This is a genomic window from Pseudomonas sp. P5_B3, from assembly GCF_056400405.1.
Genome location: NZ_JBFULI010000012.1, coordinates 1 through 23947 on the forward strand (window position 1 = coordinate 1; position 23947 = coordinate 23947).

General features: G+C 52.6%; 22 protein-coding genes and 1 pseudogene. 4 read left to right on the forward strand and 19 right to left on the reverse strand.

The genetic code is table 11. The annotated features are described in order from the left end of the window. The 10 genes and pseudogenes from AC1DRN_RS09810 to AC1DRN_RS09855 all read right to left on the reverse strand — a co-directional run. Positions 1-697 (reverse strand): methyl-accepting chemotaxis protein (locus tag AC1DRN_RS09810; protein WP_477786698.1); only part of this gene is annotated, 697 nt, incomplete at its 3' end. Positions 698-739: 42 nt separating this feature from the next. Continuing rightward, a pseudogene (locus AC1DRN_RS09815) lies at positions 740-1765 on the reverse strand (methyl-accepting chemotaxis protein); the annotation flags it as partial. Positions 1766-1969: 204 nt separating this feature from the next. Continuing rightward, a complete protein-coding gene (locus AC1DRN_RS09820; protein WP_223457573.1) occupies positions 1970-4432 on the reverse strand; it encodes an efflux RND transporter permease subunit in 2463 nt (820 codons plus the stop codon). 4 nt (positions 4433-4436) lie between these two features. After that, entirely contained in the window at positions 4437-5540 is a 1104-nt protein-coding gene (locus AC1DRN_RS09825) for a WD40/YVTN/BNR-like repeat-containing protein (RefSeq protein WP_223457571.1), read from the reverse strand. A 76-nt stretch (positions 5541-5616) separates the two neighbouring features. Continuing rightward, positions 5617-6978: a DUF1329 domain-containing protein gene (locus AC1DRN_RS09830; protein WP_477786688.1), complete on the reverse strand. Its 1362-nt coding sequence runs from the start codon at positions 6976-6978 to the stop codon at positions 5617-5619. Between the two features lie 12 nt (positions 6979-6990). Beyond that, positions 6991-8694 carry a DUF1302 domain-containing protein gene (locus AC1DRN_RS09835; protein WP_223457569.1) on the reverse strand — a complete coding sequence of 568 codons (1704 nt, stop codon included), beginning with the start codon at positions 8692-8694 and terminating at the stop codon, positions 6991-6993. Positions 8695-9365: 671 nt separating this feature from the next. After that, positions 9366-10268 carry a SphA family protein gene (locus AC1DRN_RS09840; RefSeq protein WP_223457567.1) on the reverse strand — a complete coding sequence of 301 codons (903 nt, stop codon included), beginning with the start codon at positions 10266-10268 and terminating at the stop codon, positions 9366-9368. A gap of 85 nt (positions 10269-10353) precedes the next feature. After that, positions 10354-10704 (reverse strand): Rieske (2Fe-2S) protein, encoded by a 351-nt coding sequence (locus AC1DRN_RS09845; RefSeq protein ID WP_223457565.1) that lies wholly within the window; start codon positions 10702-10704, stop codon positions 10354-10356. Between the two features lie 18 nt (positions 10705-10722). Continuing rightward, positions 10723-11649, reverse strand: coding sequence for a VOC family protein (locus tag AC1DRN_RS09850; protein WP_223457563.1), 927 nt, complete (start codon positions 11647-11649; stop codon positions 10723-10725). 98 nt (positions 11650-11747) lie between these two features. Next, on the reverse strand, positions 11748-12746 hold the full coding sequence (locus tag AC1DRN_RS09855) for a fumarylacetoacetate hydrolase family protein (RefSeq protein WP_223457560.1): 999 nt from the start codon (positions 12744-12746) through the stop codon (positions 11748-11750). Positions 12747-12990: 244 nt separating this feature from the next. Here AC1DRN_RS09855 and AC1DRN_RS09860 point away from each other — a divergent pair, with 244 nt between their 5' ends. Next, positions 12991-13632: a TetR/AcrR family transcriptional regulator gene (locus AC1DRN_RS09860; protein WP_223457557.1), complete on the forward strand. Its 642-nt coding sequence runs from the start codon at positions 12991-12993 to the stop codon at positions 13630-13632. A 114-nt stretch (positions 13633-13746) separates the two neighbouring features. Here AC1DRN_RS09860 and kce read toward each other — a convergent pair whose 3' ends face one another. From kce to AC1DRN_RS09895, 7 genes are all read right to left on the reverse strand, one after another. Further along, on the reverse strand, positions 13747-14673 hold the full coding sequence (gene kce / locus AC1DRN_RS09865) for a 3,5-dioxohexanoate:acetyl-CoA acetone transferase (protein WP_477786689.1): 927 nt from the start codon (positions 14671-14673) through the stop codon (positions 13747-13749). Further along, positions 14670-15209: a cupin domain-containing protein gene (locus AC1DRN_RS09870; RefSeq protein ID WP_223457553.1), complete on the reverse strand. Its 540-nt coding sequence runs from the start codon at positions 15207-15209 to the stop codon at positions 14670-14672. The genes kce and AC1DRN_RS09870 overlap by 4 nt, the downstream gene beginning before the upstream one ends. Positions 15210-15265: 56 nt before the next feature. Continuing rightward, positions 15266-15736 (reverse strand): PaaI family thioesterase, encoded by a 471-nt coding sequence (locus AC1DRN_RS09875; protein ID WP_223457551.1) that lies wholly within the window; start codon positions 15734-15736, stop codon positions 15266-15268. 11 nt (positions 15737-15747) lie between these two features. After that, positions 15748-16737 carry a fumarylacetoacetate hydrolase family protein gene (locus tag AC1DRN_RS09880; RefSeq protein ID WP_223457549.1) on the reverse strand — a complete coding sequence of 330 codons (990 nt, stop codon included), beginning with the start codon at positions 16735-16737 and terminating at the stop codon, positions 15748-15750. A gap of 13 nt (positions 16738-16750) precedes the next feature. After that, positions 16751-17596, reverse strand: coding sequence for an ABC transporter substrate-binding protein (locus AC1DRN_RS09885; protein ID WP_223457547.1), 846 nt, complete (start codon positions 17594-17596; stop codon positions 16751-16753). 97 nt (positions 17597-17693) lie between these two features. Beyond that, complete coding sequence (locus tag AC1DRN_RS09890; RefSeq protein WP_223457544.1) at positions 17694-18701, reverse strand: PDR/VanB family oxidoreductase; 1008 nt, start codon at positions 18699-18701, stop codon at positions 17694-17696. Between the two features lie 29 nt (positions 18702-18730). Then, a complete protein-coding gene (locus AC1DRN_RS09895; protein ID WP_223457542.1) occupies positions 18731-19978 on the reverse strand; it encodes a Rieske 2Fe-2S domain-containing protein in 1248 nt (415 codons plus the stop codon). Between the two features lie 269 nt (positions 19979-20247). On the opposite strand from AC1DRN_RS09895, the gene AC1DRN_RS09900 reads away from it, so the two are divergent. After that, on the forward strand, positions 20248-20811 hold the full coding sequence (locus AC1DRN_RS09900) for a MarR family winged helix-turn-helix transcriptional regulator (RefSeq protein WP_223457540.1): 564 nt from the start codon (positions 20248-20250) through the stop codon (positions 20809-20811). 61 nt (positions 20812-20872) lie between these two features. Here AC1DRN_RS09900 and hpaR read toward each other — a convergent pair whose 3' ends face one another. Further along, positions 20873-21295, reverse strand: a complete 423-nt coding sequence (gene hpaR / locus AC1DRN_RS09905) for a homoprotocatechuate degradation operon regulator HpaR (RefSeq protein ID WP_223457538.1) — start codon at positions 21293-21295, stop codon at positions 20873-20875. A 127-nt stretch (positions 21296-21422) separates the two neighbouring features. Continuing rightward, positions 21423-22325, reverse strand: a complete 903-nt coding sequence (hpaA, locus tag AC1DRN_RS09910; RefSeq protein ID WP_223457536.1) for a 4-hydroxyphenylacetate catabolism regulatory protein HpaA — start codon at positions 22323-22325, stop codon at positions 21423-21425. Positions 22326-22502: 177 nt separating this feature from the next. Here hpaA and AC1DRN_RS09915 point away from each other — a divergent pair, with 177 nt between their 5' ends. Both AC1DRN_RS09915 and AC1DRN_RS09920 read left to right on the forward strand, forming a co-directional pair. After that, positions 22503-23177: a fumarylacetoacetate hydrolase family protein gene (locus tag AC1DRN_RS09915; RefSeq protein WP_223457535.1), complete on the forward strand. Its 675-nt coding sequence runs from the start codon at positions 22503-22505 to the stop codon at positions 23175-23177. After that, positions 23174-23944 (forward strand): fumarylacetoacetate hydrolase family protein, encoded by a 771-nt coding sequence (locus AC1DRN_RS09920; protein WP_223457534.1) that lies wholly within the window; start codon positions 23174-23176, stop codon positions 23942-23944. The genes AC1DRN_RS09915 and AC1DRN_RS09920 overlap by 4 nt, the downstream gene beginning before the upstream one ends. Positions 23945-23947 lie beyond the last annotated feature (3 nt).

A 23947-nucleotide genomic window follows, 5' to 3' on the forward strand; every position in this document is an offset into this window, starting at 1 on the left:
CTGTTTCACCTGTCAGTGCATGGCTACCCTGTAGCCGTTCAGTTGCCTGCTGGGCGACGCCACGCAGGCGACTAATCAAGTCTTCAATTTCGGCTGTTTCACCTGTCAGTGCATGGCTACCCTGTAGCCGTTCAGTTGCCTGCTGGGCGACGCCACGCAGGCGACTAATCAAGTCTTCAATTTCGGCGGTAGAACTCTGCGTGCGGCGTGCCAGACCACGCACTTCGTCAGCTACTACCGCGAATCCCCGACCGTGCTCACCTGCTCGCGCTGCTTCTATGGCCGCATTTAACGCCAATAAATTAGTCTGTTCTGCTACAGCTTTAATCACATCAAGAACGCCGCCAATAGCCGTACTTTCTGCCAGTAACGATTGCATTGCTTCAGCGCAGCCGGTCATTTCTAAAGCCAGTTGGTCGATCTTGGAGCCGGCTTGGCGCGCTAAATCGTCACCTTCGCGCGCCTGGTCATCAGCAAGAGCTACTGCAGCACTAGCGTCCTTGACGTTACGTGCGACTTCGCCGGCCATCGTAGTCATCTGTTGCATTGCGGTAGCGGCGATTTCAGTCTCCTGTCGTTGTCTCTCAACTCCCTGGCTGCTGCGTTGAATGACTTCTGCCAGGCTCCCTGCCGTTCCATTGAGCAGGCCTACCCCGGTACCAATTCGACCAACCAAGCCTCTCAGACTACCTAGCATGCTATTGACGGTATCCAATAGCTGCCCAAGCTCATCGTGGCGGCCGTTGCCATCAAGTGCACAACTCAGGTCACCTGCAGCAACCTGCTGAGCCAAATGAACAGCTCGACGCAACGGCGGCAGTATCAAATGACGTATTAGTAGACTCGCGCCAATACCCAGCGCTAGCGCCAGTAGGCTAATAAGGCCAAGCTGACTGTATGCGTTGCGACTATCGAGTTGAATCGCGTGGCTCTGAAATTGGTTGGCCTTATCTAACAACTCGCTGACTTGCTGGGTTTGCGTGTTCATTGCTTCGCTACTAAGAGCGATTTGCTTGCGGCTGGCAACGAACTGTTCGAAGGCTTTTCGATAATCTCCCAAAGCATTGCTTGCAGCCTGCAGCGAAACCTTTTCCTGATCATCGAGATTGAGCACCTGCATTGAAGACAGCAGGTCGCTCATGCTCATCTCCCAATCGCTACGGAAGCGCTCCTCACCATCCAACGAATAATTCAGCTCGCTGTCACGGAGCCTGGCCAGCTTGTCACGCAGAGCGGTGGTCTGTTCCAGCAACAACAGTTGCCCGCTGTCCGGAGGGGTACCTCGTTCCTGTTGCGCACTCAATGCATCCAGCTGGTCGAGAAATACCAAGGTGAAGCTTTCTCCCGCTGTCTGCGCGAGTGTTTGCATGCGCATGCGAGCCTCTCGTGCTTGCTGAAGAGATTCGGCATAACTTAGGAACTGCTTTAAATAGTCGCTGGACGCATCCCGCATCGCGATGTCGGCGCTATTTTTTTGGGGGAGGCCATCAAAATGCCGAGTGAGCTGCTCAACTGCACCTCGCACTTGATCCTGCGCCTGAGGAGAAAGACTCAGCGCATATTCTTTTTCCGCGATACGAGCCTGCAGGACCAACGTTTGAATCCAGTCCTCGGTACGAAGTTGTTCACCGCGAAGCCCTAACAGACTCAAAGAATGGAAGGCGGTAATCCCCACCCCGAGAGTGAATAGCAACACCAACCCAAAACCGATCGACAGCTTGGCTCCTACCGAGAGATTACCCAGTAGCCGGCTCACCAAAGACATACAAATCTCCTCTTCACACTGTGGTGGTGCACCCAGGAACAGGAAAACATGCCCACTGAAGGAGCCACTACTGCTTCTCCGACGAAGGAAGGGTCACTGGCCGGATAAACCTGAACCAGGTCCAGGATTATCCGGGCGCTACATGCCCCCACCGCAGTTGTTATGAAAGCCCTTGATCGAACGTAATACGCCGTGGCGCGCCAATCAGGAGTTGGCGCTGTACAGACGCAGTGAATGACCTGGAGTGGATTGCTCACTCAACGCCACCGGGCTAGCCACCTTGCGGCCAGAAGCATCATTGCGTGGTGTGGAAGGCAAGAGGAAGTAAGCCAGTGCCGGCAGCAGTAGAAGAGCCCCCACCATGTTCCAGACAAACATGAACGCCAGGAGTACACCCATGTCAGCCTGGAACTTGATTGGGGAAAATACCCAGGTACCCACACCTATCGCCAACGTTATCCCCGTGAGCATTACAACCTTGCCGGTGGAGACCAGGGCGCGGTAGTAAGCTTCGGAGAGGCTTTTACCTTCGCGCAAGAACCCCAGCATGATGGTCATTACATAAAGCGCGTAATCAACGCCGATACCTACACCTAGAGCGATTACCGGCAGGGTCGCCACTTTCACACCGATACCTAAACCGACCATCAGTGCCTCACACAGAATCGACGTGAGCATGAGCGGAATCACGGCACACAGAGTGGCTCGCCAGGACCTGAAGGTGACGAGGCAGAGCAAAATAACCGCGCCATACACCCAGAACAGCATCTCGCGATTGGCCTCTTTGACCACAATGTTCGTCGCCGCCTCAATTCCCGCATTACCGGCGGCAAGCTGGAATTTGACCTCATCAGTGTCATTAGCCGCTGCAAACGCTTCGACGTGACTAACCAGGCGCGAAAGGGTTTCGGCCTTATGGTCTTTGAGAAAAACGTAAAGCGTCAGCAGGCTGCAGGACTCGTTGTAAAGTCCACGTGGCGCGCTGGCGGTAATCATGTTGAGCATTGCCTGGTTGTTTTGCAGCTCGTACCACTTCGAGTTGCCCTCAGACAGCCCAACCAACATACGACGATTCAGCAGAGCCATGGAGTTCGTTGAGTCTACCCCGGGCAAACTACGCAACTGCCAATCCAAATCGTCGACCTTACGCAAGATATCGTAGCGCGAGCAGGCACTCTTCGGCGTCTTCACCATAATGGCGAACAAGTCACTACTGGCTCCGTAGCTACGCGTCATGAAGGCATCATCCAGGTTATAACGCGAGTCCGGACGTAGCTCTGGCGCACCAGCATCCAGATCGCCAATTGCCAGATGCAAGCTGACCATAAAGCCCAGCACAGCGGCCACCAGGCTGACACCTACGCTGATCAAGGCCCATCGCTTGCGAGTAAAAAGATCAAGGAATCGCCAAAAAACGTGTCGCGCTTGACCACTCTGCTCTGTCCGTTCGCTCTTGAGGCTTAGTTCGGCCGCGCGGGGATTGACGCCAACATAGGAGAGCAGGACGGGTAGCAGAATGAGGTTGGTGAAAATCAGCACGGCAACGCCGATGCTAGCGATAACGGCCAAGTCTTGTATGACTTTGATCTGAATAATCATTAGCACGGCGAAACCCACCGCATCACACAGCAGCGCAGTCAGACCGGCGAGAAACAGGCGACGAAACGTGAAGCGCGCAGCAACCACTCGGTGCATGCCACGACCAATATCCTGCATGATGCCGTTCATTTTCTGGGCGCCATGACTCATGCCAATGGCAAACACGAGAAAGGGCACCAGGACCGAATACGGGTCAAGCTCATACCCCAACAACGGCAGCAATCCAAGCTGCCAGACTACCGCGACTACCGAGCAAAGCACGACCAGAAATGTGCTCCGCAGGCATCGTGTGTAGCCATAGAGCACTACTGTCGTGATAGCGATGGCGGCGGCAAAGAACAGCATAATCTGCCCCAACCCATCAATCAGGTCCCCCACCTTCTTTGCGAATCCCGTGATGTGAATGTCGACGTTTTCACTTTGATACTCGGCGCGAAGCGCTTCCAACTGAGCAGACAGTTTTGCGTAATCGAGGGGCTGGTCATCCGGCGTGCGTGCCAGCAAAGGAATGGAAATGATGCTGGACCGCTGGTCGAAGGCTACCAGTTGGCCTATCTCGTTAGACAGCTGCACATTGCTGCGCAACTCAGCGAGTGATGCGGGGCTGCCGTCGTATTTGTCAGGAATGACCGGCCCGCCATCGAGCCCATCCTCCGTTACCGAAACCCAGCGGGTGGCAGGCGTCCACAGCGACTTCATGTAAACGCGGTCCACGCCTGGCAGCAAAAAGATACGATCGTTCATGGACTGCAAAGTACGCAGGTAATCCGTGTCGTAGATGTCCCCCTTCTTGTTGGCAACAGCGATGCGCACCGTATTACCGAGTCCGGAGAGCTCCTTTTGATTGGCTAGATAATTGGCAATATAGGGATGTCCAGTAGGGATCATCTTCTCGAAACTAGCGTTCAATCCTAGTCGAGTGGATTGCCAGCCGAGCAAGACCGTCATCAGCAGACATAGCAGAAGCACCCAGTGGCGATGGTTGAACAGAGCACGCTCAACCAAGGTCCCTGAGCTTGGATCAAATACGCCTGATTCAGGCAGGGAAGGATGACGAGCGGAATTCATATGCTCACTCCGAAACTTCAGTGGCGGGATGTGAAAAACGTGACAAACCAGCAAAACCGGAGGTAATCAGACTGCCGTCGACTGCCTCGACAATGCTGCTCACGGGAGTTCCCAGCGGTTTGCCCACCGGGTCAAGCGCTAAACCATTTGAGGTGGAGCTACTGAACAAATCACCCGTTTGATTGGCTAGCAATACGCTTCCATCGGGCAATCGAGTGGAGCTACTGATTGAATTCGGCCGGGAGCCTCTCAATTGATGAAAGCTGGCGCCATCATCTGATGACAAATAGGCATGACCTTTAAGGCCCGCGATCAGCAGAGCTCCGTCACCCCGTACATTGGCGGTGAAGAAACTACCGTTATATGGGTTTGGTAACTGTGCGAAAGACTCTCCGTCATCAGTTGAACGAGCCACATAACCTTGCTCACCGGCAAGGAACCAAAGGTGGTCTTTGCGAGCGATCGCGTAGATGTGCACAAGCGACGGATTTTCGATGCGTCCAATCAACGACTGCCATGTTGCCCCTCCATCCTGAGTAGAAAACACCATTCCGTAGGAGCCCGCGACAAGGCCGCGCTTGGCGTCAAGAAAGTGCAGCGCCAAGAATGGTTTATCAGGCCCATCCGCTATCAGGCGTTCGGCATTGGAGATGCGCATATCAACCGCGTCGGCATCGACTGCACTGGCCTTGTTATCTTGAGCAGTCTGCAACTCAATCTCTGCAGCCTGTATACCCGTAAGCTGGAGGCTCCAGCGCTCGCCACCGTCGACAGTGGCCAACACTGTGCCAGCGTGTCCGACTGCCCAGCCATGCATAGCGTCCACGAATTGAACCGCAACCAGACTAACTGAGACCGGAACTTGCACCTGCCGCCAGGACTGGCCGTTGTCATCGGACAGTACGATGACGCCCCTTTCACCAACGGCAATCAGTCGATCACCGGCACGTGCCAAATCAATCAGAACAGCATGAGCGGGTGTGGCTATTTGCATGGCCGGTGAACTCAGGGCAGAGCCAACAGCCCCGCCTTCAGCACAAGCCAGCGAAGCTAAAGCAGACAAAGCCAAAGCTAATGCCAAGGCACTTAAACGATTGTTTATTATCATTTTTATTATCTCTAGAATCGCGTGTTGCAAAAGCACCGACAAAGAGATTGTCGGTGCTTTTCAGAGAGGCTTAGCGTTAACGCACACCCTGCCCCGCCATGACTGTTGGCGAAAAATCAGACTTCTTGAAGCGATCGACAATCCCCCATTGCGAGGGTTGCCCAGTGAGCAGGTCAAGTACAAACCAAGTACCGGACGTAAAGTCATAGAACCCCGACGACACAGAAGCCAGGGCAGGAATATCTGGCATGACAGCCGGTAGCGCCCACAGTGTTTTCGCCAGTTGACCACTTGCATCCCAACGATCGCCCAGCAGCGCTTGCCAGGTATCTTCATCCAGGTAGTAACGGCTTTTAACCATTTGATGCCGCTCGCCAGGCTTTAGATTTGCCTCAACGACCCACACACGATGCAATTCCCAACGCAAGACGTCCGGATTAAGATGCCGCTTGCCAAGTACATCTTCAGGTTTGCCCGCGGTAAAGAATTTATTGGTGTTATAGGGAATATATAATTCCCTCTTGCCTACCAGCTTCCAGTTGAAACGATTGAGTCGCCCTTTATAAACGGACAGTTCATCATATGCCATCACGCCTGCTGATGATGGCGCCGGCGTGTCACAGCAGGAGTTAGGTACCTTTCGCACTCGCCGTTGACCGGCAAGGTAGATATGCGTTTGTGATTTGTCGGCATTGATGTTGGCCCGATCCATCGCCTGCTCACCGGCTCGAATGGGCGGACCAATATTAAGCAGGCGGATCATCCAATAATCGCCATCAAAAGTCTGCGCTGAGCCATCCTGGAAGTAATAAGGCATCTCCTGGATAGCACGACCATCGGTAGTCATGACCTGTTGACCATCGGCTGTCATCAGATAGAAGCGAGCGTCCCTTGTAATTGAAGTACCGCTCCAACTCAGCAGGTGGTTCCACATCGCCTCGTCGCCATTTTTCGGAATCGGAAACGGGATGCCACCATAGGCCCCTTCAGGCATTGGACCCGCGCTACCCTCTACCAGCTTGGCATTAACCGCATTCTTGGCTGTATTGTCATATACCCACTGCGGAGCCGCTGCCGTTCGACGCGTTGGGTAGATATCCATTCGATAGGTGTCTGGATACCGTTTGAACATTTCTTTAACACCATCGCTCAGCTTTTCTGAGTACTGGGCCATGTTCTTTGAAGTAATGCTGAAAAGAGGCTTATCCGCGGCGAAAGGATCACCACGCTTACCACCCTTCTGATAAGCCGGATCAACGGTGGTATATCCACCATCCCATGCCGGGATACTTTTATCAGCATTACCAGCCCGCTCCGCCCCCAACGGTGTCAGGCTTTTACCCAAATCATCTACTCYGGAAGCCATCGCGGACGCACTTAGAGCAACAGCACTCATTATGACAAAGTAAGCGGCACTAAATTTAAATCGAGAAGTCATGTCAAAATCCTCTTAGAAAGTGCTCTTGATCGAGAAGGCCAAGTAATCCCGATCCTTTAATGCTTGCTTATAATTGAACTGGCTTGCTTCATTGAGCGTGGTGTCTTCTGGACCGTAATAATGTGTGTACGTCAGACCACAAGTGACACGATCAAGGTAGGTGGCGGTTACACCGATATTGAAATCACCACCTTTATCAGGCCCGAAACTGCCGACCACAGCCGACTTACCCATAGGGAAATAGCTGACACCCAACGGAACACTAAGATCGATGCCCGAGAAGACCTGACGATAAGTTGGCGTATACACCAACTTCAGTCCTACACCGTCGTCTGTAGCATTCGGATCCAGAGCTGATCGGTTTTCAGTAACTTTCAGCAACCGGTTCCACGCAATTTCACCTATCAAGCTGGCCTCATTGGATATGAAGGATGGCTCAAGAGAAGCGAGAACGTTCAAATTCACATGGGCTGTCCGCCCGACCGCATATAGCGGATGATTGTCGTTGTCGGCTTCTACACCAGGCAGTACGACCTGACCATTCGATACCAGGGGCATGTTCCAGCGCATAGACGCTTCCCCAGCAAAGCTGTACTCACCCACTGATTTAGTGAAACTTGCGCCCAGTGCGCGAATATCCTCCGGATACACCCAGTAGAAATCACCCACTTGCCCGGTGGCAAAATTCGGGCCGGCTACACTAGGACGGAGGTACAACTGGGGCGTTTTATCGTGGTATTGGATAGCATAAAGCCCGTAATCGACGGTTTCAGCTGCGTAGCGCAACTGCAATCCACCCTGTCCAGAATTCCTGGCTTGCTTGTCCTTGCCGTGGAAAAAAGCCGCAGGGCTACTTGGATTACCACCAAGAAAATTCGGGAATGGCTCCCCAACAATCAAGCGCTCGGCCCCCTCTCCAAGTATGTCGAGAGTGGAGAAATAGCTACCGACAGCAGGTAACCGTGTTTTTTCCCACTCAAACTGATAGAAAGCGCCTAACGAGAGCGCATCAGTAAGCTGGTAGGAAGTAGACAACTGACTTACTGGTCTGGTGATCTCTTTGAACTGGGTATTCGGTACTGAAATAGCCTTCACCACGTCCACCGGAGCCATGCCGCCCGCAATCCCGTTGGACCCGAAAAACAGACTTTCCCCCCAAATCAAGGCATGCCGTCCCAAGCGAACGGACAAAGCACGATCTGCAACTTCACCATTCCAATAGACGAATGCATCTAATAACTCACCGTCGCCGCCATGCAGATGTCGAGTGTCATCAGTGAATTCGTCATAGGCAACTGAGACCTGGTTCGCGCGTGCGGGGTTGTTGTTATCGTTGTCCTTCTGGTATTCGGTGTCGAACCAGGCTGCCCCGCTCACACGACCACCGAAATTGCGGTAAGCGATATCCATTTCCGAGAGAAGGTCGAAACGGTTAGAGATCAGGCCCTTATCGAAAGCACGGTCACCATCATCCTGGTTCAGGCTGACTTGGCTTTTGGAAAGCTTGCTGCTTTGGTCATTCAGACGCCATGCAGAACTGTACTTGAGGGTGTTATCCCAGCGGACACGAAGATCGCTGTCGCCCGTGTCAATTTGAAATGCACTGGCACTCATCGATATCAAACTCACCGCACCGCCAGCGAGAACGCATGCCAAGTACTTCGGCCGCCCTGAAGGCGCCGGATATGAGTACGCAGTAGACTTGAATACACGCATATACGAACCTCTTTTGTTTTTGTATTAGGCTTCGCTGAATTTCAATTTTGACGCCGCTAACCGCTCCTCCCGAAAACTCATAAAACCTACCCGGCTCTCACCGAGCACCTGCGATAAGACAATTTCCACCAATTTTACAATACGGGACGTTTCGTATACTTACAGCTGTCAGCTATGCCTGTCAAGCCCGTGGTGATGTGTTTTGCCTACGGTTCTCTGGCAGGGGATCTTTGCCTGGTAGCCCATTACCCCGGCAGCCGGAAGATCTGCGGAGCCACTACCAGCAAGCGTGAAAGAACAGAGAGTTATGATCTTTTGAGATTTGGAAGCTGCCGCCCCTTTCCTGACGCCTGAACAGACGAAGCGCTGGCGCAACCTCACCTCTCAGCTGCTAAGCGGTGATAATTATAAATATAACAATACGAACCGTTTAGTAAATTCACATTTGTAATGTTTTGCAAGAGGGCCGGCAAGAAAAGTTAACGTTTTGAGGTCGTCGTTGAACGGGACAAAATAGCGTCACGTATCGCTTCTCTTGTATTTTAAGAATCGATACGCGCTGAATGGCGGGTAGAGGTCAAGAGTTCAGTAAAACCAACATCCCCCAGCAGTGATTTTCATTTAAAAAAACGCTTGCATTAGAAGCCAAGCGTGAAAATTGCAGTACCTAATTAAAATTTAAACATTCCATTGAGCATCACTGCGTCACCTTCCGAGGCATTTCGGGCATAAACATCTTTCTGATAGCTGAGTACTATTCCAAAGTCCCGACTTGCGTAGCCCAGTTGTGGTCCGACTTTTATTGACTTGGTTCGATTACCTACATCATCCCCGTGGGACTGGTCATCATTCAACTGCGTCGATAAATACCCACCAATACCTGCCAGCCAATTCTGGGTCAGCCGATAATTAAACCCATAGTCAACAGCGACCTGGACACCAGACTTATAATCAGTCTTTGGATTTTCGTAACTGTAGTTAACACTGACCTTCGAGCTGACCTCAACTTGCGGCATTGGAAACCAGGTAAAAGCGTAAGCAGCATAGATTGCTTTACTATTGTTTCCTGGATTGACCAATGCGTGCTCATCATATTTGCCCCAAGGCGCTACAAAATCCAACTCCAGGTTATGTAGATAGGTTGGAGACTGCCAACTAACCAAGGCACCGAATAATGGATCGCCCATTCCATTCGAGGAGTCTCTACCAAATGGCCCCAGTGCAGGGATATCCAGGTGACCGTCAACGTAAGGAACTGCGAGCTGCAATGAAACGTTACCGCCAAGTAGTGTTGGCCCATCAAGCGTGTGTACTAACCTCAAAGCATGAGCGTGGACTCTTCCTTTAGCCTTCGGAAATACTTTATTTCCTTGCCCATCTCGAATTGAGTCTATGGCAACAGTTTTATTGTATGTATAGGCATGAGTTTCGCCTGGAGCACCTACTGCCCCACTCATGACAGTTACAATACCCAATGGATAACTGGAAGTGCCACCTTCAAGCGCCATCGATTTGGCGGTAAACAGCAATACACCAACACAAATCACCAGGCGAAAATCAGCTGGAGTCTTCATCACACTTTCCTTTCTTGTTCTTGTTTTTGGCAATGGTAATTGACGCAATTAAACAACTAAAAATCTGCCAAAAATCTTTGGGATGCTACTCTCCCAAGAAAAATATTTCTCCCGCCTCAGAAATTTCCAAACTCACAGGAGTCAAACGCAAGCCAAGACAGGGACCTTTTATGCACAAACCCGAATTAATTTCAAACAACGCACCATGGCCACTACAAACGATATGCCTGGACTCACTGTCGAGATATCGGTTCTTGCGCACCGGCATAGTTGAACCGGGCCAATGGGGACAAGAATTTTTATAGCCAAAAATATTCCCGCATTCATTGACTAAAAAAATGTCGTCGTGATCTATGCTTTCCGTCCTGAACCCCAAAGATTGCCCTGGTGCAATTTGCTCGAGATGGCAAAGCCTGCGGCGATCAGATTTTGCCATCTTTGACTTACCCCCTTATCAATCAGGCTTTCCGCCGGGAGCCCATTTTTCACGCCAATGGAACAGGAACACTTGGGAGTTATCGGTGATTGCAGGGGCTACGCGCGGCGACCAATCATCGTCGTGCTGATCCATATCGGCGTCGTACTCGATGTGGCAACCCAATGGGGTGTTGAAGTACCAGAACCAGTTAGACCCAAACTTATGTCGCCCAGGCCCCCAATATGACTCGTAACCTTTAGCAGCAAACGCGTAGCCGGCTTGCAGTACTTCCTGTGGCCCCCCCATATGGAAGGTAAAATGCTCGCATCCCTGCAAATGCGGCGGGGTTTGAATGAAGAAAAGGGTATGGTGATCGAAAGTACCCGCAGGACGCAGGAATGGGCCCATTCCGACGAATTTGTCTGTGAGTTTGAAGCCCAGACGATCCGCATAGAAGCGCTCGGCCTTCTCGGCATCAGGAACGAAATAGACAACGTGGGAGAGCGTTCGTGGCTTGGGAGCGAGCTCGGAACTGTCATCTACACCGGTCTTGTTCGCAGGACGGTGAATATCTCCAGGCGCGTTTACACGCTCGGCGGCCAGTTTATGCGGCTTTCTGATCGAGACTTGGAAGCCCAGAGAGAATCCGAGATCGTCCACTAACTCCAGCGAACCATCGGCCAAAACCTTGACTTCACGCTCGCCCTCAAACTCCTTCTGGATGCTCTCGAGAGTCGCGATGTCTTTTACGCCGTACACTGTCTTGCGCAACATGTTTGCAGTCGGCAAATTCCAGGCAGGTAAAGCCGGATCGTCACGATGCTTGATGACTACACCAGTTCCATCTAATGCCTCAAAGCGTCCGCCCCCTACCGGCTCAAGACCGTAATCCTCCAGGAAGCGCTCGCAGAGCGCGACATCGTCAACACCAAAATACAAAGTGTCCGGGCCAAGGATGTTCATTTCAACACCTATCAAAGAATGCGTTTTTGTTTTATCAGGCCCGTACTTTTGCGCCCGGGCCTGAGATCTCTGATGCGCGCGTGAATTTCAAATACACGTCACATGAATGGCTTGCGTTCTTCGGGCCACCAAAGACCCGAGATAGGTTGCCCCATTGTGTTGCGCAGGGTTCCGACCCCCTCAACAATCATTTCGACGACATCACCTGGCTGGAGCTTACGATCAAGCTCCAAAGCTGAACCACCGCCCATGGTACCCGAACCGATCACATCGCCAGGCACGATGGCTTCACCAAGGCTGGCCCAGGCAATGAGCTCGCCAATCGTCCACAGCTTATTGGAGCTGTCACCTTTGCCCCAAGTCTCGCCATTGACGCGAACTTCCATGCCGATCCGGTCCAGGTCTTTGAATTCATCTACGGTGGTAATCCAAGGCCCGATACCGTAGGCGAAATCTTTACACTTGGTGGGGCCCATCCCAATCGGCATTTCGACTGCCTGACAATCGCGGGCACTGAAATCGTTGAAGATGGTGATACCAAACAGGTGATCAAGCGCGTTATCAGGACGCAGACTTTCTCCACGCTTTCCGATGACGTAGCCAAGCTCCAGCTCGTAGTCCATGTGCTGGATGTATCCTGGCCACGGAACTTCCGCCTCATGCCCAATGACCGTATGCGGGGTACCTTTGAAATAGCCAGGCACCTTCAAAAGATTTGGCGTTGGCGGCTGGCCAATTTTTTCATGGAAGCCCTTGATGTGCCCCACGAAAGTCAGCCCATCTCGCACCACAGAGGGATCCGAGGCTGGCAACCACTGCACGCTATCAAATGAGATTGAATGTGCATCCGGCCGCTTTGCATTGATCTTTTCAGCTGCCTGGGTAAACGGTGTGCCCAGCGCAATTGCCGCCGACATACTGCCAGGGAAAACAGCATTGGCGTATTGCAGAGCAGCTTCCCGGGAAGAGCCGTCCTTGACCAACTGTTCATGGAGCGCGCGCTTCAGGTCAATGACCCGGCGCTCCTCTGGGACTACCAGCACCAAACGAGCTTCCGCGCCGTCGGGCCCGTTAACAGAAATTCGGCCGAGCTTCATGTGATCTCCCTCTTTTTATTGACTAAATGAGCCTGAATCAGGTCTGTAGGACTCAAAGCTATACGACACGCACCGTTTTGTAAAGAGCAAAAACCAGGATGGGTATCGATTGATTCCTGTGGCTCTAACCAGAACCTTTTCCTGGCTAGAGCCACAGAGAGTTGAGGGAACCGAAACAGCTTAAGTGGCAATTTAGCTAGACGAACAATATACTATTCGTCTCGTTTCGTTTTTAAGATTTACAATGAATCAGTCAGACCACTTCAAGCCCGCAGAGCCAAAGAACCCAATGCAGGTCAAGAAAACCTCATCGCCTGCTGGACGCCCTCGCAGTGAAGCGACGCGTCGACAGATCCTGGAGGCTGCTATCAGCCTTCTTCAGGACAAATCGATTCAAGCGATATCTATCGAAGCAATAGCTCGAGAGGCTGGTGTCAGTAAGGCGACCATTTATCGATGGTGGGAATCCAAGGCGTCTGTGGTCATCGATGCGTTTATTGAGCAGCATTTGGTAAAAACAACGCTTCCTCGAGGAATGCGCCCACGCGACGCCATAGCACATCATTTCCGTTCTTTGGTGATGCAGTATTCGGGATGGCCTGGCCGGCTCGTCGCTCAGATCATTGCCGAGGGTCAATCTGATCCTGCCATTCTTCGAGTCTTCCGTGAGCGATTTCATTACGGCCGCAGAGCAGTCGTCAGAGAGATGCTTGAAGAGTGGAAAAACAGCGGCGACATTTCAAAAGATTCAAATGTCGAAGTGCTAATGGACTTGATCTATGGGCCGGTTTATATGCGCCTGATGATAGGTCACGCCCCTCTGGACGAATCCTTTGCTGAATCGCATATCAATTACATATGCGAATTGCTGGGCTCTAAATTCTGAAGATCGTTATAGTTTCCAAAATACAATGCCGGCCTGATGGCCGGCATTTGTATTTCACAACAGAGTCAACGCTTTATCTACAGGATGCCCAGCCACTTGGTGCGCCAGCTGGATCTAGAACGCAGTATTTGTCTTTCCTTTTAGCGCGAGCATTTCCCTCGCCTCTTGAGGCGTAGCGATTTCAAATCCCAACTGCTCCACGATACTTCGGATTTTCCGCACTTGTGCGGCATTAGAAACCGCCAACTCACCGCGCCCAATGTACAAGCTATCTTCAAGACCCACTCTGACGTTGCCGCCCATAATGGCCGCGAGAGTCGCTAGTGGCATCTGGTCTTTACCTGCGCCCAATACCGACCAGTGATACTGATCACCAAATAGACGATCTGCGGTTCGCTTCTGATGCATCACATCTTCGATATGAGCCCCCATGGCACCACGCAAACCAAAAATTGTCTGGATGAACAACGGCGGCTTAACCAGTCCTTTATCCAGGAAATACTTTAGCGTGTACAAGTGGCTGACGTCGTAACACTCGAACTCAAAGCGGGTACCGGTATCCCCAATGGTTCGCAGGATCCATTCGATATCGGAAAAAGTATTGCGGAAGACAAGATCCTTTGTGGCATTAAGATGTTCCACTTCCCAACTGTAACGCCACTCTCGATCCTTGCTGGCCATTTCGGAAAGGTTTAGGTTTATAGACCCCATGTTCAGGGAGCACATCTCCGGTTGCAGCGCAACACCTGCCGCCGCACGCTCGCTAATTGCCATTCCCGGGCCTCCACCGCCCGTAGAAATGTTCACGATGGCATCCGTTTCGGCCTTAATTCGAGACACGAACTGACRGAAGATTTCAGGATCGCCAGTGGGCCGACCATCCTCAGGGTTTCGGGCGTGAAGATGAACGATCGCCGCTCCCGCTTTTACTGCTTCGATCGCCTGATCGCCAATCTCTTCGGGAGTAACCGGCAGATGAGGAGACATCGACGGCGTATGAGCACCACCTGTGATAGCGGCGGTTATGATAATTTTTCTCACAGTTTTTCTCCTTCTTTCAGCGCTAACAGGACAAACAGCATTCGACAGTTACGCCCTGAACGATTCGACCAACTGTGGTTCGTTGCGCGCTGTACCAGTACGTCTCCTGGCCGCATAACGGTCTCACCGTGATCCATCATCGCGACAATCTCGCCCTCGAGTACCACGGCGTAATCAAGCGATTCCGTTTTGTGGAACCAGAAATGTCGAGGCTTCTTCTTGTCGCGAACACCTTCGTTATCGAGAAATTCGACCAACTTTTCTTGGTCATAAGCCTCGTCTGGTGGGAAGTCGACTATCCGAAGAAGCGAACCATCCTCAGAATGAAAACCAAATTTGTGTCCGGCTGGCGCTGGATCCAAGCCGTCCGCGCGCCCCGCACCCGTTGCCCAAACGACTTGTGCGACCGGTTTACCAGCTTGTGCCAGAACATTTGGAGTATTGGCGTCACTGGTGAAAATCGACTCACCAGCTTCGTTATGACCAGTGACAATTCTCCGTACTGGCTTATAGGCCACTTCGGTAATGTTATTCATCATGAAGCCTCAAAAACGGTTCGTATAGTTTCGTAATTAACTAAATTTTTTTTGACTCATGCCGCCTTTAGGCGACTCACCGGCATAACCACAAATGTTGCTGACGAACTGGCGACCAGCACTTCTCGCTGAGGGTCATGAAGTTCGGCTCTGGCGAATGCAATCTGACGACCCACACGCTCAACTGTTGCCTTTGCTTTCAACAACGACGGTTTCGCAGCCGCCTGCATATTCACCGTAATACTGGTAGTGGCACAGGTTTGCCCGCAGGGCAGCATGCTGAGCACTGCAAAAGCCATGGCATAGTCGAGCATGGTCATCAAGGTGCCACCGGCTATAACACCATTTCCCTGAATGGCTGTTACTGGCGCTTCGAAACTGAGTTCGACAGCTCCAGGGCGGCCATGAACCAACCGAGCGCCAAGCGCACTTAGTCCAGCAGTCAATTCAAACGGGATGTCGAATTGGGCCTCTGAAATAACACGCTCCAAAAAGGCCCGATCTGGATTGTCATCGATCGTTTGCATAATACGTTACCTCAACCTGGATAACTGATGCACTTCTGCCGCTGCTCACCCAGTCCGGCAATTGTGCCAACCATAATATCGCCGTCGCGCAAGAAACGATTGTAATGAGTTCCATTGCCTGCAGGGGATCCGGTACAAATCACATCACCTGGCAATAGCTTTGCGTACTTCGAGATGTATGCAATTTGTTGTTCAATTCCAAAAAGCATATCTGCAGTCGTCTCATCCTGCATTGTTTTGCCGGACACTGTCAGTTGCATCGAGAGGTTGTGTGGATCTTCAACGAACTGCTTGGGAACCAGATACGGACCAAGCGGAAGAAAGCCTGGCTGCCCTTTCGATCTCAGCCAGTCGGTACCGAGCATCTTGTAGTCAGTGCGTGGAATCAGGTCACGAGCCGAGATGTCATTGATGATCGTATAACCGGCGACATAATCCATGGCCTCTTCCGCCCGGATATTGTACCCCTCCTTGCCTATCACTACGGCCAATTCCAACTCCCAGTCCGGCTTGCTGGTAGTGGGTGGAAGTACCAAGTCCTCATAGGCACCCGAAATTGCAGAGACTGGCTTGGTGAATACATAGGGTTCTCCATTAGCCACCCTCTGATCCATCATATCTTCGGCCCACTTCCTCAGTTCTTCCTTGCTCAGCCCTTCTGGTCCGACATTTGAATCAACGGTCAAATCCACTACATGCTTTCGATAGTTTGCGCCTGTGCAGAACACTTGCCGCGGCAGGTCAATCGCAGGGCGAAACGTGAGTTGATCTTCATTATACCAAGAGGAAGTAGTGGTTTTACTCACAATCGATTCGAGCGCGGCGCAGCTGGCATCCCAGTTTTCCAGTAGCGACAGCACATTTTTTTCTCGGAGAATATCAACCCCGAACTCCTCAGCCACACTGCTGACTGGAACAACTTTTCCGTCGACAACCAGACCAGCAAAGCGGTGCTGCGGATTGGTTTTTAAAGAAAATGTACCGAGCGAGAACTTCTTCATGTGCACCTCCGAATTATTGTAAGAATGAGCCGTCGACAATTTGCTCATAGGTAAAATCCGCTCCGGGTAACCCAAGCAGCGCTCTCTGTCCAATAAGAAGTTCAATACCCTCGCGAGAAGGCGTCAGAGTTCCAGGGAATGTATTCACCAGTGCTGTTACTGCTTCGACAGGCATGCCAAGTACCTCCAAAGCCTCTGTCAGCTTTGCCGTGTCGCCAGGCAGGGTCGTTAGCGTTGCGTTGAGGATGCGTACCCACGCTTTCAGCGCTTCATTCGCATGACTCACCGATTTCCTCACGACCAATCCTTGACCTGGAAAATTGGCAAATACATCCTGAATCGTTGCAATTTTCTTGAGTCCCCGCTGAACCGCCATGGTGTCGAACGGCGGCCCGAGCAAGGTCGCATCACCCTCCTCCGCAACAAGAGCCGTAAACCGCTCACGCACCCCGCCAACGGGTGTCAGGCGATAGTCGTCAGAAAGGAGTCCTGCTTCCTTGAGTAGCGCTCGAAGGGCAATGACAAAACCGTTCTCAGGGGCATCCACCAGAATGTTGGCACCGCGCAAATCCGCAGGAGCTGACATGGCCGAGGAGCCGACCAGTTGTAACGGCGTCGTGGTTTCAATCTGAGCAATCACCACGAAGTCTTGTGGACCTTGCCGGCGGTTCCAGTGCAGAACGTTGTCGATCGACGTTACGACCGCGTCGACCTCTCCTGCACACAGTGACGAGTACTGCTCATCAGACGATTGAGTCATCGAAGACTCGAGGCGCAAATCTGCCGGCATTTGCCACGAGGCTGCTACCGCAATGGCAGGAGGGACAAACCACATCACACGCAGAGAGTCGTTGGACATTTTTTGTTCTCGTTGAAAGTACTCTATATATAAAACTATACGTATCGTTTTGTCAACGAGCCTACCCATGCTTGATAAACCCGCCAGAGGGCGGGTATTACAGGTCTAACACCATACGAGGCGTCTTGCTTCCTGAGCAGCAGACAAAGACAGTCTTGCCCGCCTGCTTTTCCGCCTCGCTGAGAATTGAATCGCGATGGTCTGGCGTGCCCTCCAGCACCCGCACCTCACAAGCACCACAGATGCCTTCGCGACAGGAATGCATCACCTCTACACCGTTTTCAATCAGCGCATCGAGCATGCTTTTGCCCTGCTCCATCTTGAGGGTCTTCCCGGTCTTCGCCAGTACGATCTCATACCCACCCGATGTCGCGGCTTCCTGCAGCGGTATAAAGCTCTCGAAGTGAACTCTGCTATCAGCGATGGAAAGCGCCTTTGCTTGCTGAGAATAGGCCTGAATCATCCCCGCAGGCCCGCAACAATAGTAATGCCGGGTTCCATCATCACCACGGAAAACCTCCTGGATGTGAGCGACGGTAGCCTCGACGTCGTACCCCAACAGCAACTGGACCTTGTCCTGGGTGATGTGACCTTGCATCGCGTCGATCAACGCGGCGTGGTTAACACTGCGAGCGAAGTAATGCAGCTCCCAGTCCATGTTTTTGCTATTCAAATGCTGCGCCATACACCAAAGCGGTGTAACCCCTATCCCACCCGCGATCAGCACAGAACGATGCTCGCCTTCAGAGAGGGGGAACAGATTTCTGGGCTCACTGACCTGCAACCTGTCCCCGGGACGCAAGCGTTCGTGAATCATGATCGATCCACCACGACTTTTAGGGTCTTTGGCTACCGCTATGACGTAACGATTTCTCTCGGACGGTTCGTTTAGCAAGGAGTAACTGCGCAGAGGAATAGCCTCCGCAATGACGTCAATGTGGGCCCCCGGAGTAAATGCAGGAAGCGTCACGCCTTCCAGCCCTTTTAGCTCATACGCCAGTACCCCATCTGCCTCATGGGTGACTGATTTGATGTACACCTGGAATGTGTTTGGCATCTCGCAACCTAGCCCGAACCATGGATTGTTATTGGAGCGTTCGGCCACCAGCTCATCAATCTGACGGCCTAACGGGCTCAGAGATAAGTCATTCTGCGTTCTTGACGCACCTGCTCCGTGTAGTCCTGAATGACGGTCCCAACAGGAATCATGTCAGCCAACGCCCTCAATGAACGGTAATCGCTCGCTTGCGCCTGGATGCTGTCTTCATTGGCTTCCGATTGGCGGATCCGCTCCATCAATTCACGCCGTAAACGGACAATTGCGAGATCCCCGCTACCCAGAAACTCCCGTGTCCGATCGACGATGGGAATGCTCTCCGCAACGGCATAATCCTCAAAAATAACGCCCGGAACACCTGTCCAGCTCCGACCGGCACGCATTGCTTCGCGATCTTGCCCATAGTTGGAAAGACCTTGGCGGGACGCTGCGAAGTTGTCGTCGGATTCATCGGTACCGAGTAGCGCGAAATCCGGGAGATTTTCATCGATAGGTTGGCGCGAATCCCAATAGACGTACCACTGAAGACTGCGCGTATTGTTGACTGGCACCACGATGATCAGAAATCCCGCTTCTTGTTCGGTGGTACCAATGAACGCGGTCGCCGGTGCTACAAACTCGGTAACCCGAAGGTAGTCCTGCTCCTGACCAGTGGTGCGCAACGAATACGACCGCAAGCCATACGGCTTGCTTTCCAGCGTGTACTTGGGGGTGTCGTTGCCAGTGACGAGCTGAAGCCCAGCTTGGGGAAGCTCCGGGTTCGCCGTGGTGTCATGGTGCAGCAGTCCGATATGGGCCGAGTCCATCAACGTTTCGACGTTTTGCAACCAGTTCGCTTCGTTATAGGAAGCCCGCGGTCTGGCGTGCTTACGATCAAAATAGGTGAATGCATAGTCGGTGAAGGCCGGCGCTTCACCCTCCCCCAAGTACACCCAAACAATACCGCCACCCTCGCGAACCTCGAACCCCTGACCCTTTACCTTTTTGCAAAAAGTCTGGTCTTTCTCGGTTGGCATTTTGGTGCAGTTGCCCTGCGTGTCAAAACTCCAACCATGGAAGATGCAAGTCAGACGGTTACCTTCATTTCGACCCAACGCCAGCGAAACGCCGCGGTGTGGGCACGCCTCATGAAGGAATCCGACATGGCCATCATCTGCGCGAAAGGCGACATATTTTTCGCATAGCAATTCGACACGTTGCGGCGTGCCTCCCGGCTCAAGCGCCTCACTGCGCAGTGCAGGAATCCATTGCCGTTTCCAATACCTGTGCAGAGGTGTGCCAGGGGAAACGTCCGTCAGCAGGCGGTTCTGTTCAGCGGTCAGCATAGCGAGTCCCGTTCTTGTTTTTTAGAAGAGCCGCAGCCAGGCGGCCAAAACTATCTTAATAAAGAAGTATCTCAATTATTAAGATAGTTTTAGGCTATGCTCACCTTTACCGATCGTCAAGAAAATTCGTTAGCATGTTAACGCTTTACGATGAACGCTCCGTCGGCCTCAATGCACTTGGGTTCATCGCCTCAGCAGCGCCATAGCTGCAGGGCACACCTGGTTCGCACTGAGGTATGATCACCTCAAAGCCACCTGATGGATTTTGCATGAACGATTTATTGTTTCCTGCCGCCAGCCCTGAGGCCGTGGCGCAAGCGTGGCGTAACGAACGTCCGGATCTGGATCACCATGGATTGGCGATTACTCTCCGAATCCGAAGCCTCGCCATGTTGATCGATCACCACATTGAGGTAATCGCGGACGACCTTGAACTGGGAATGAAGGATCTCATGCTGCTGTTCGCTTTACGGCGAAGCGGCCCGCCTTACTGCATGCGCCCTACCGATGTCTTTCGTCTGCTGAAGGTGACGTCAGGCGCTGCCACCTATCGAGCGGACAAATTGGTAGAACGCGGCGTCGCCAACCGGATTCCCGATCCACGTGATCGCCGAGGTCAATTGATTCAATTGAGTGAGGAAGGAATGCGCTTGGTTGATGTCGCCATCACCCGCCTGGCGGAATCAAGCTCCAAATGCCTCGCTTCGCTCGATAGCGAAGAAGTTGAGTTTGATCAGATTGGCCATCTGCTGCACTCGCTGGAAGCCGGGTGGATGGAGATTACTCCCCTCAGTGAAAACCCGCTCGCACGCTCTGACGATCCCAGTCTGTGATGAGCACTTCATGACTGCGGATGTGCGGATGTCGCCGATTTGAAAAAGCAGCGAGCCCTTTTCAGGGCTTAATCTTTTTAAGATCCTCGAGTAGCTCGAGCAATTTCTGCAGTTTCTTCTCACCAAACTGCCGCTGGATCTCGAGGTAATTGCGCTCCATTCCCTCGCTCATCGACAAAAAGCATTCATGTCCTTGCTCAGTCAGATTGAGGAAAATGCGTCGCTGATCTTCAGCCGATTTCCTGCGAATAACCAGGCCGTCGCGCTCCAGGCGCTTGAGTACACCGCTCATGCTGGGTTTGAGAATACAGGCCTGATGTGCCAACTGGTGGCTTTCAAGTTCGCCCTGTTGGCGCAAGATTCGAATGACTCGCCACTGCTGCTCGGTCAAGTCATGATCGTTAAGGCCAGGACGGAAAAACGTCATTACCGCTTCGCGAGCCTGGAGCAAGGTGAGTGTCAAGGAAGGTCTGGGATTGGACATTTTGATTTGGCTATGTGAACAAGCCAACAGCTTACGGTTGGTGCTTCAGCAGCGCAACCGCCTGGAAATCGGCCGCACACCTGTGTCCAAAAACAAACACGATTCAGCCGCAAAAAAACACAAGTCGTTAGCGAAAACCCGAATGTTGCTGGCGATACTCTCCTGGTGTCATTGCAGCATTGCGCTGAAAAAAACGACTGAAATACGCCGGGTCCCTGAAGCCCAGCAGGTAGCATATTTCATTTGCCGAACTGCCCGTGAACAACAGCAGACGCTTGGCTTCCTGCATGACTCTTTCGAACACCAAGCGCTTGGATGGCAAATCGGCAATACGTCGACAGACGTCGTTAAGCCGCGCTTCGGTAACACCAATGGCCTGCGCATAACGGCCAAGCGCCCAGTGCTCCAGATAATGCTCTTCAATCAGCGCATTGAATCGATGAAAGATCTGCAAGTCTTCACGTCGCGTGGGCGTCGCTTCGAGAGGGTTTGCGCACAGCCGTAATACGCTGACCATGATCAGTCGAGTCAGGCTTAACACCGCTGCACTGTGACCGGCGGCCCCACTGTTCATCTCCCCTCGCAGTTCTTCGAATAGAAATGTCAGACGCCGCGCTTCGCTTTGTAGCTCAGGCTTCAGGTGATCAAGCGCCACACAAGCAGGGGGCAGTTGCGGACCCAGTGCCAGCCCGGGATCGCTTTCGATCAATTGCCAGATCAACTGCTGGCGAACGGTAAGCACGTGGCCGTCGCTGTCCGCCTCCGTCACGAAAGAATGGGGAATCGTCGGTGGGGTGAGAAAAAACATGGGACCCGACTCGACGTACTGCTGATCATCAAGATAGACCCTCACCGTTCCGCTCTTGACGTAATGCACCTGGAAAAATCGATCGTGGCGGTGCACTGGCATGTTGCGCCCAAAGAAACCCGCCAGGTTGCCGAGCTTGTCGTAATGCACCTCGCTATCGCTGTAGCGCTGATCGTAGACCTGGCCGATGTTGATGTTAGGAATTGGATACCGATCGTTCATCACACACTTCTCATTTTTCTTAGTCCCGACATCCCCCGCCCCATGGTGCACCCGTTGCGAGTAAATCGCCATGAACGATAAGGTGCTTGACGATCATTAACATATTAACTATAACGATAATATGTTAACAATAATCAGGCCGGACACCTCCAGTCCCGCCACTGCCAGGAGAGAAGCATGAGCCATGCCTTGCATGACATTGCGACCGGCACCCTGCTCGGTGTAGCGCTGAACTACCAGGGATTGCTGCTGAAGCGCCTTTCTGAATTCGAGCAGCCGCCGTATCAAAAGCTGCCTGTCAAACCGGTTCTGTTCATCAAGACGCCGAATACGCGCAACGTACATGGCGGCGCCGTGGTGCATCCCGGTGCAGGAGTTTCATTGCAACCTGGCCCGGCTCTGGGGGTGGTGATCGGCAAGGATGCCAGTCGAGTCAGTGTTGACGAAGCGATGAATCACGTTGCTGGCTATACCATCGTCAACGAATTCAGTCTTCCGGAAGAGAGCTATTACCGCCCTGCCGTGAAAGCAAAATGTCGCGATGGTTTCTGCGCCATCGGCCCTGAATTTGTACCGCGCGAACAGCTTGCCAATCCGCATGACTTGCCCCTGCAACTACGAGTCAATGGCGAGCTTCGACAGGAAGACTCCACCGCAAACTTCGTACGCAAGATTCCTCAGCTGATCGCCGAAATCAGCGAGTTCATGACCTTGTATGCCGGAGATGTGTTGATCACCGGGACACCTTCGGGTCGTGTCGATGTCCTGCCAGGTGACCGCGTAGACGTAGAAATCCAGGGTCTGGGATGCCTGACCAATGTCATCGTTGCCGAGCAGGAGGGCACCGTATGAAACACGCTCGTATCCGATTCGAAAGCCAAATACATTCCGTCACGGTTGATGCAGACAACATCGTGCATCTGAGCGATGGCCGCTCCCTCAGCGAAGACCAGGTCGAGTGGCTGCCGCCGGCCCATGGCAACATGTTTGCCCTCGGCCTGAACTATGCCGATCACGCTGCCGAACTCGCCTTCGCGCCGCCAACCGAACCTTTGGTGTTCGTTAAATCAACGGGCACCTACACCGGCCACAATCAGATCACCTGGAGACCTGACAACGTTGCCTACATGCACTATGAGTGCGAACTGGTTGCGGTCATCGGCAAGCCTGCGCGCAACGTCAAGCGTGAAGATGCGCTGAGCTATCTGGCGGGTTACACCGTATGCAACGACTACGCGATCCGCGATTACCTGGAAAACTACTACCGCCCTAATTTGCGGGTAAAAAACCGTGACGCCACGACCCCGGTGGGTCCCTGGATTGTCGATGTTGCAGATGTCCCCGATCCGGGCAATCTGAAACTGCGCACATGGATCAATGGTGAGCTTCGCCAGGAAGGCTCGACCAAAGACATGATCTTCGACATTCCTTACCTGATCGAATACCTGTCCAGTTTCATGACCCTGCAGCCAGGCGACATGATCGCCACCGGTACGCCGGAAGGCCTTGCAGACGTAGTTCCAGGCGATGAAGTGATCGTGGAAGTCGAAGGCGTTGGTCGCCTCGTTAATCGAATTGTCAGCGAAGCGGATTTTTTCTCCGCACGTAAAGAGGCTTGAGCA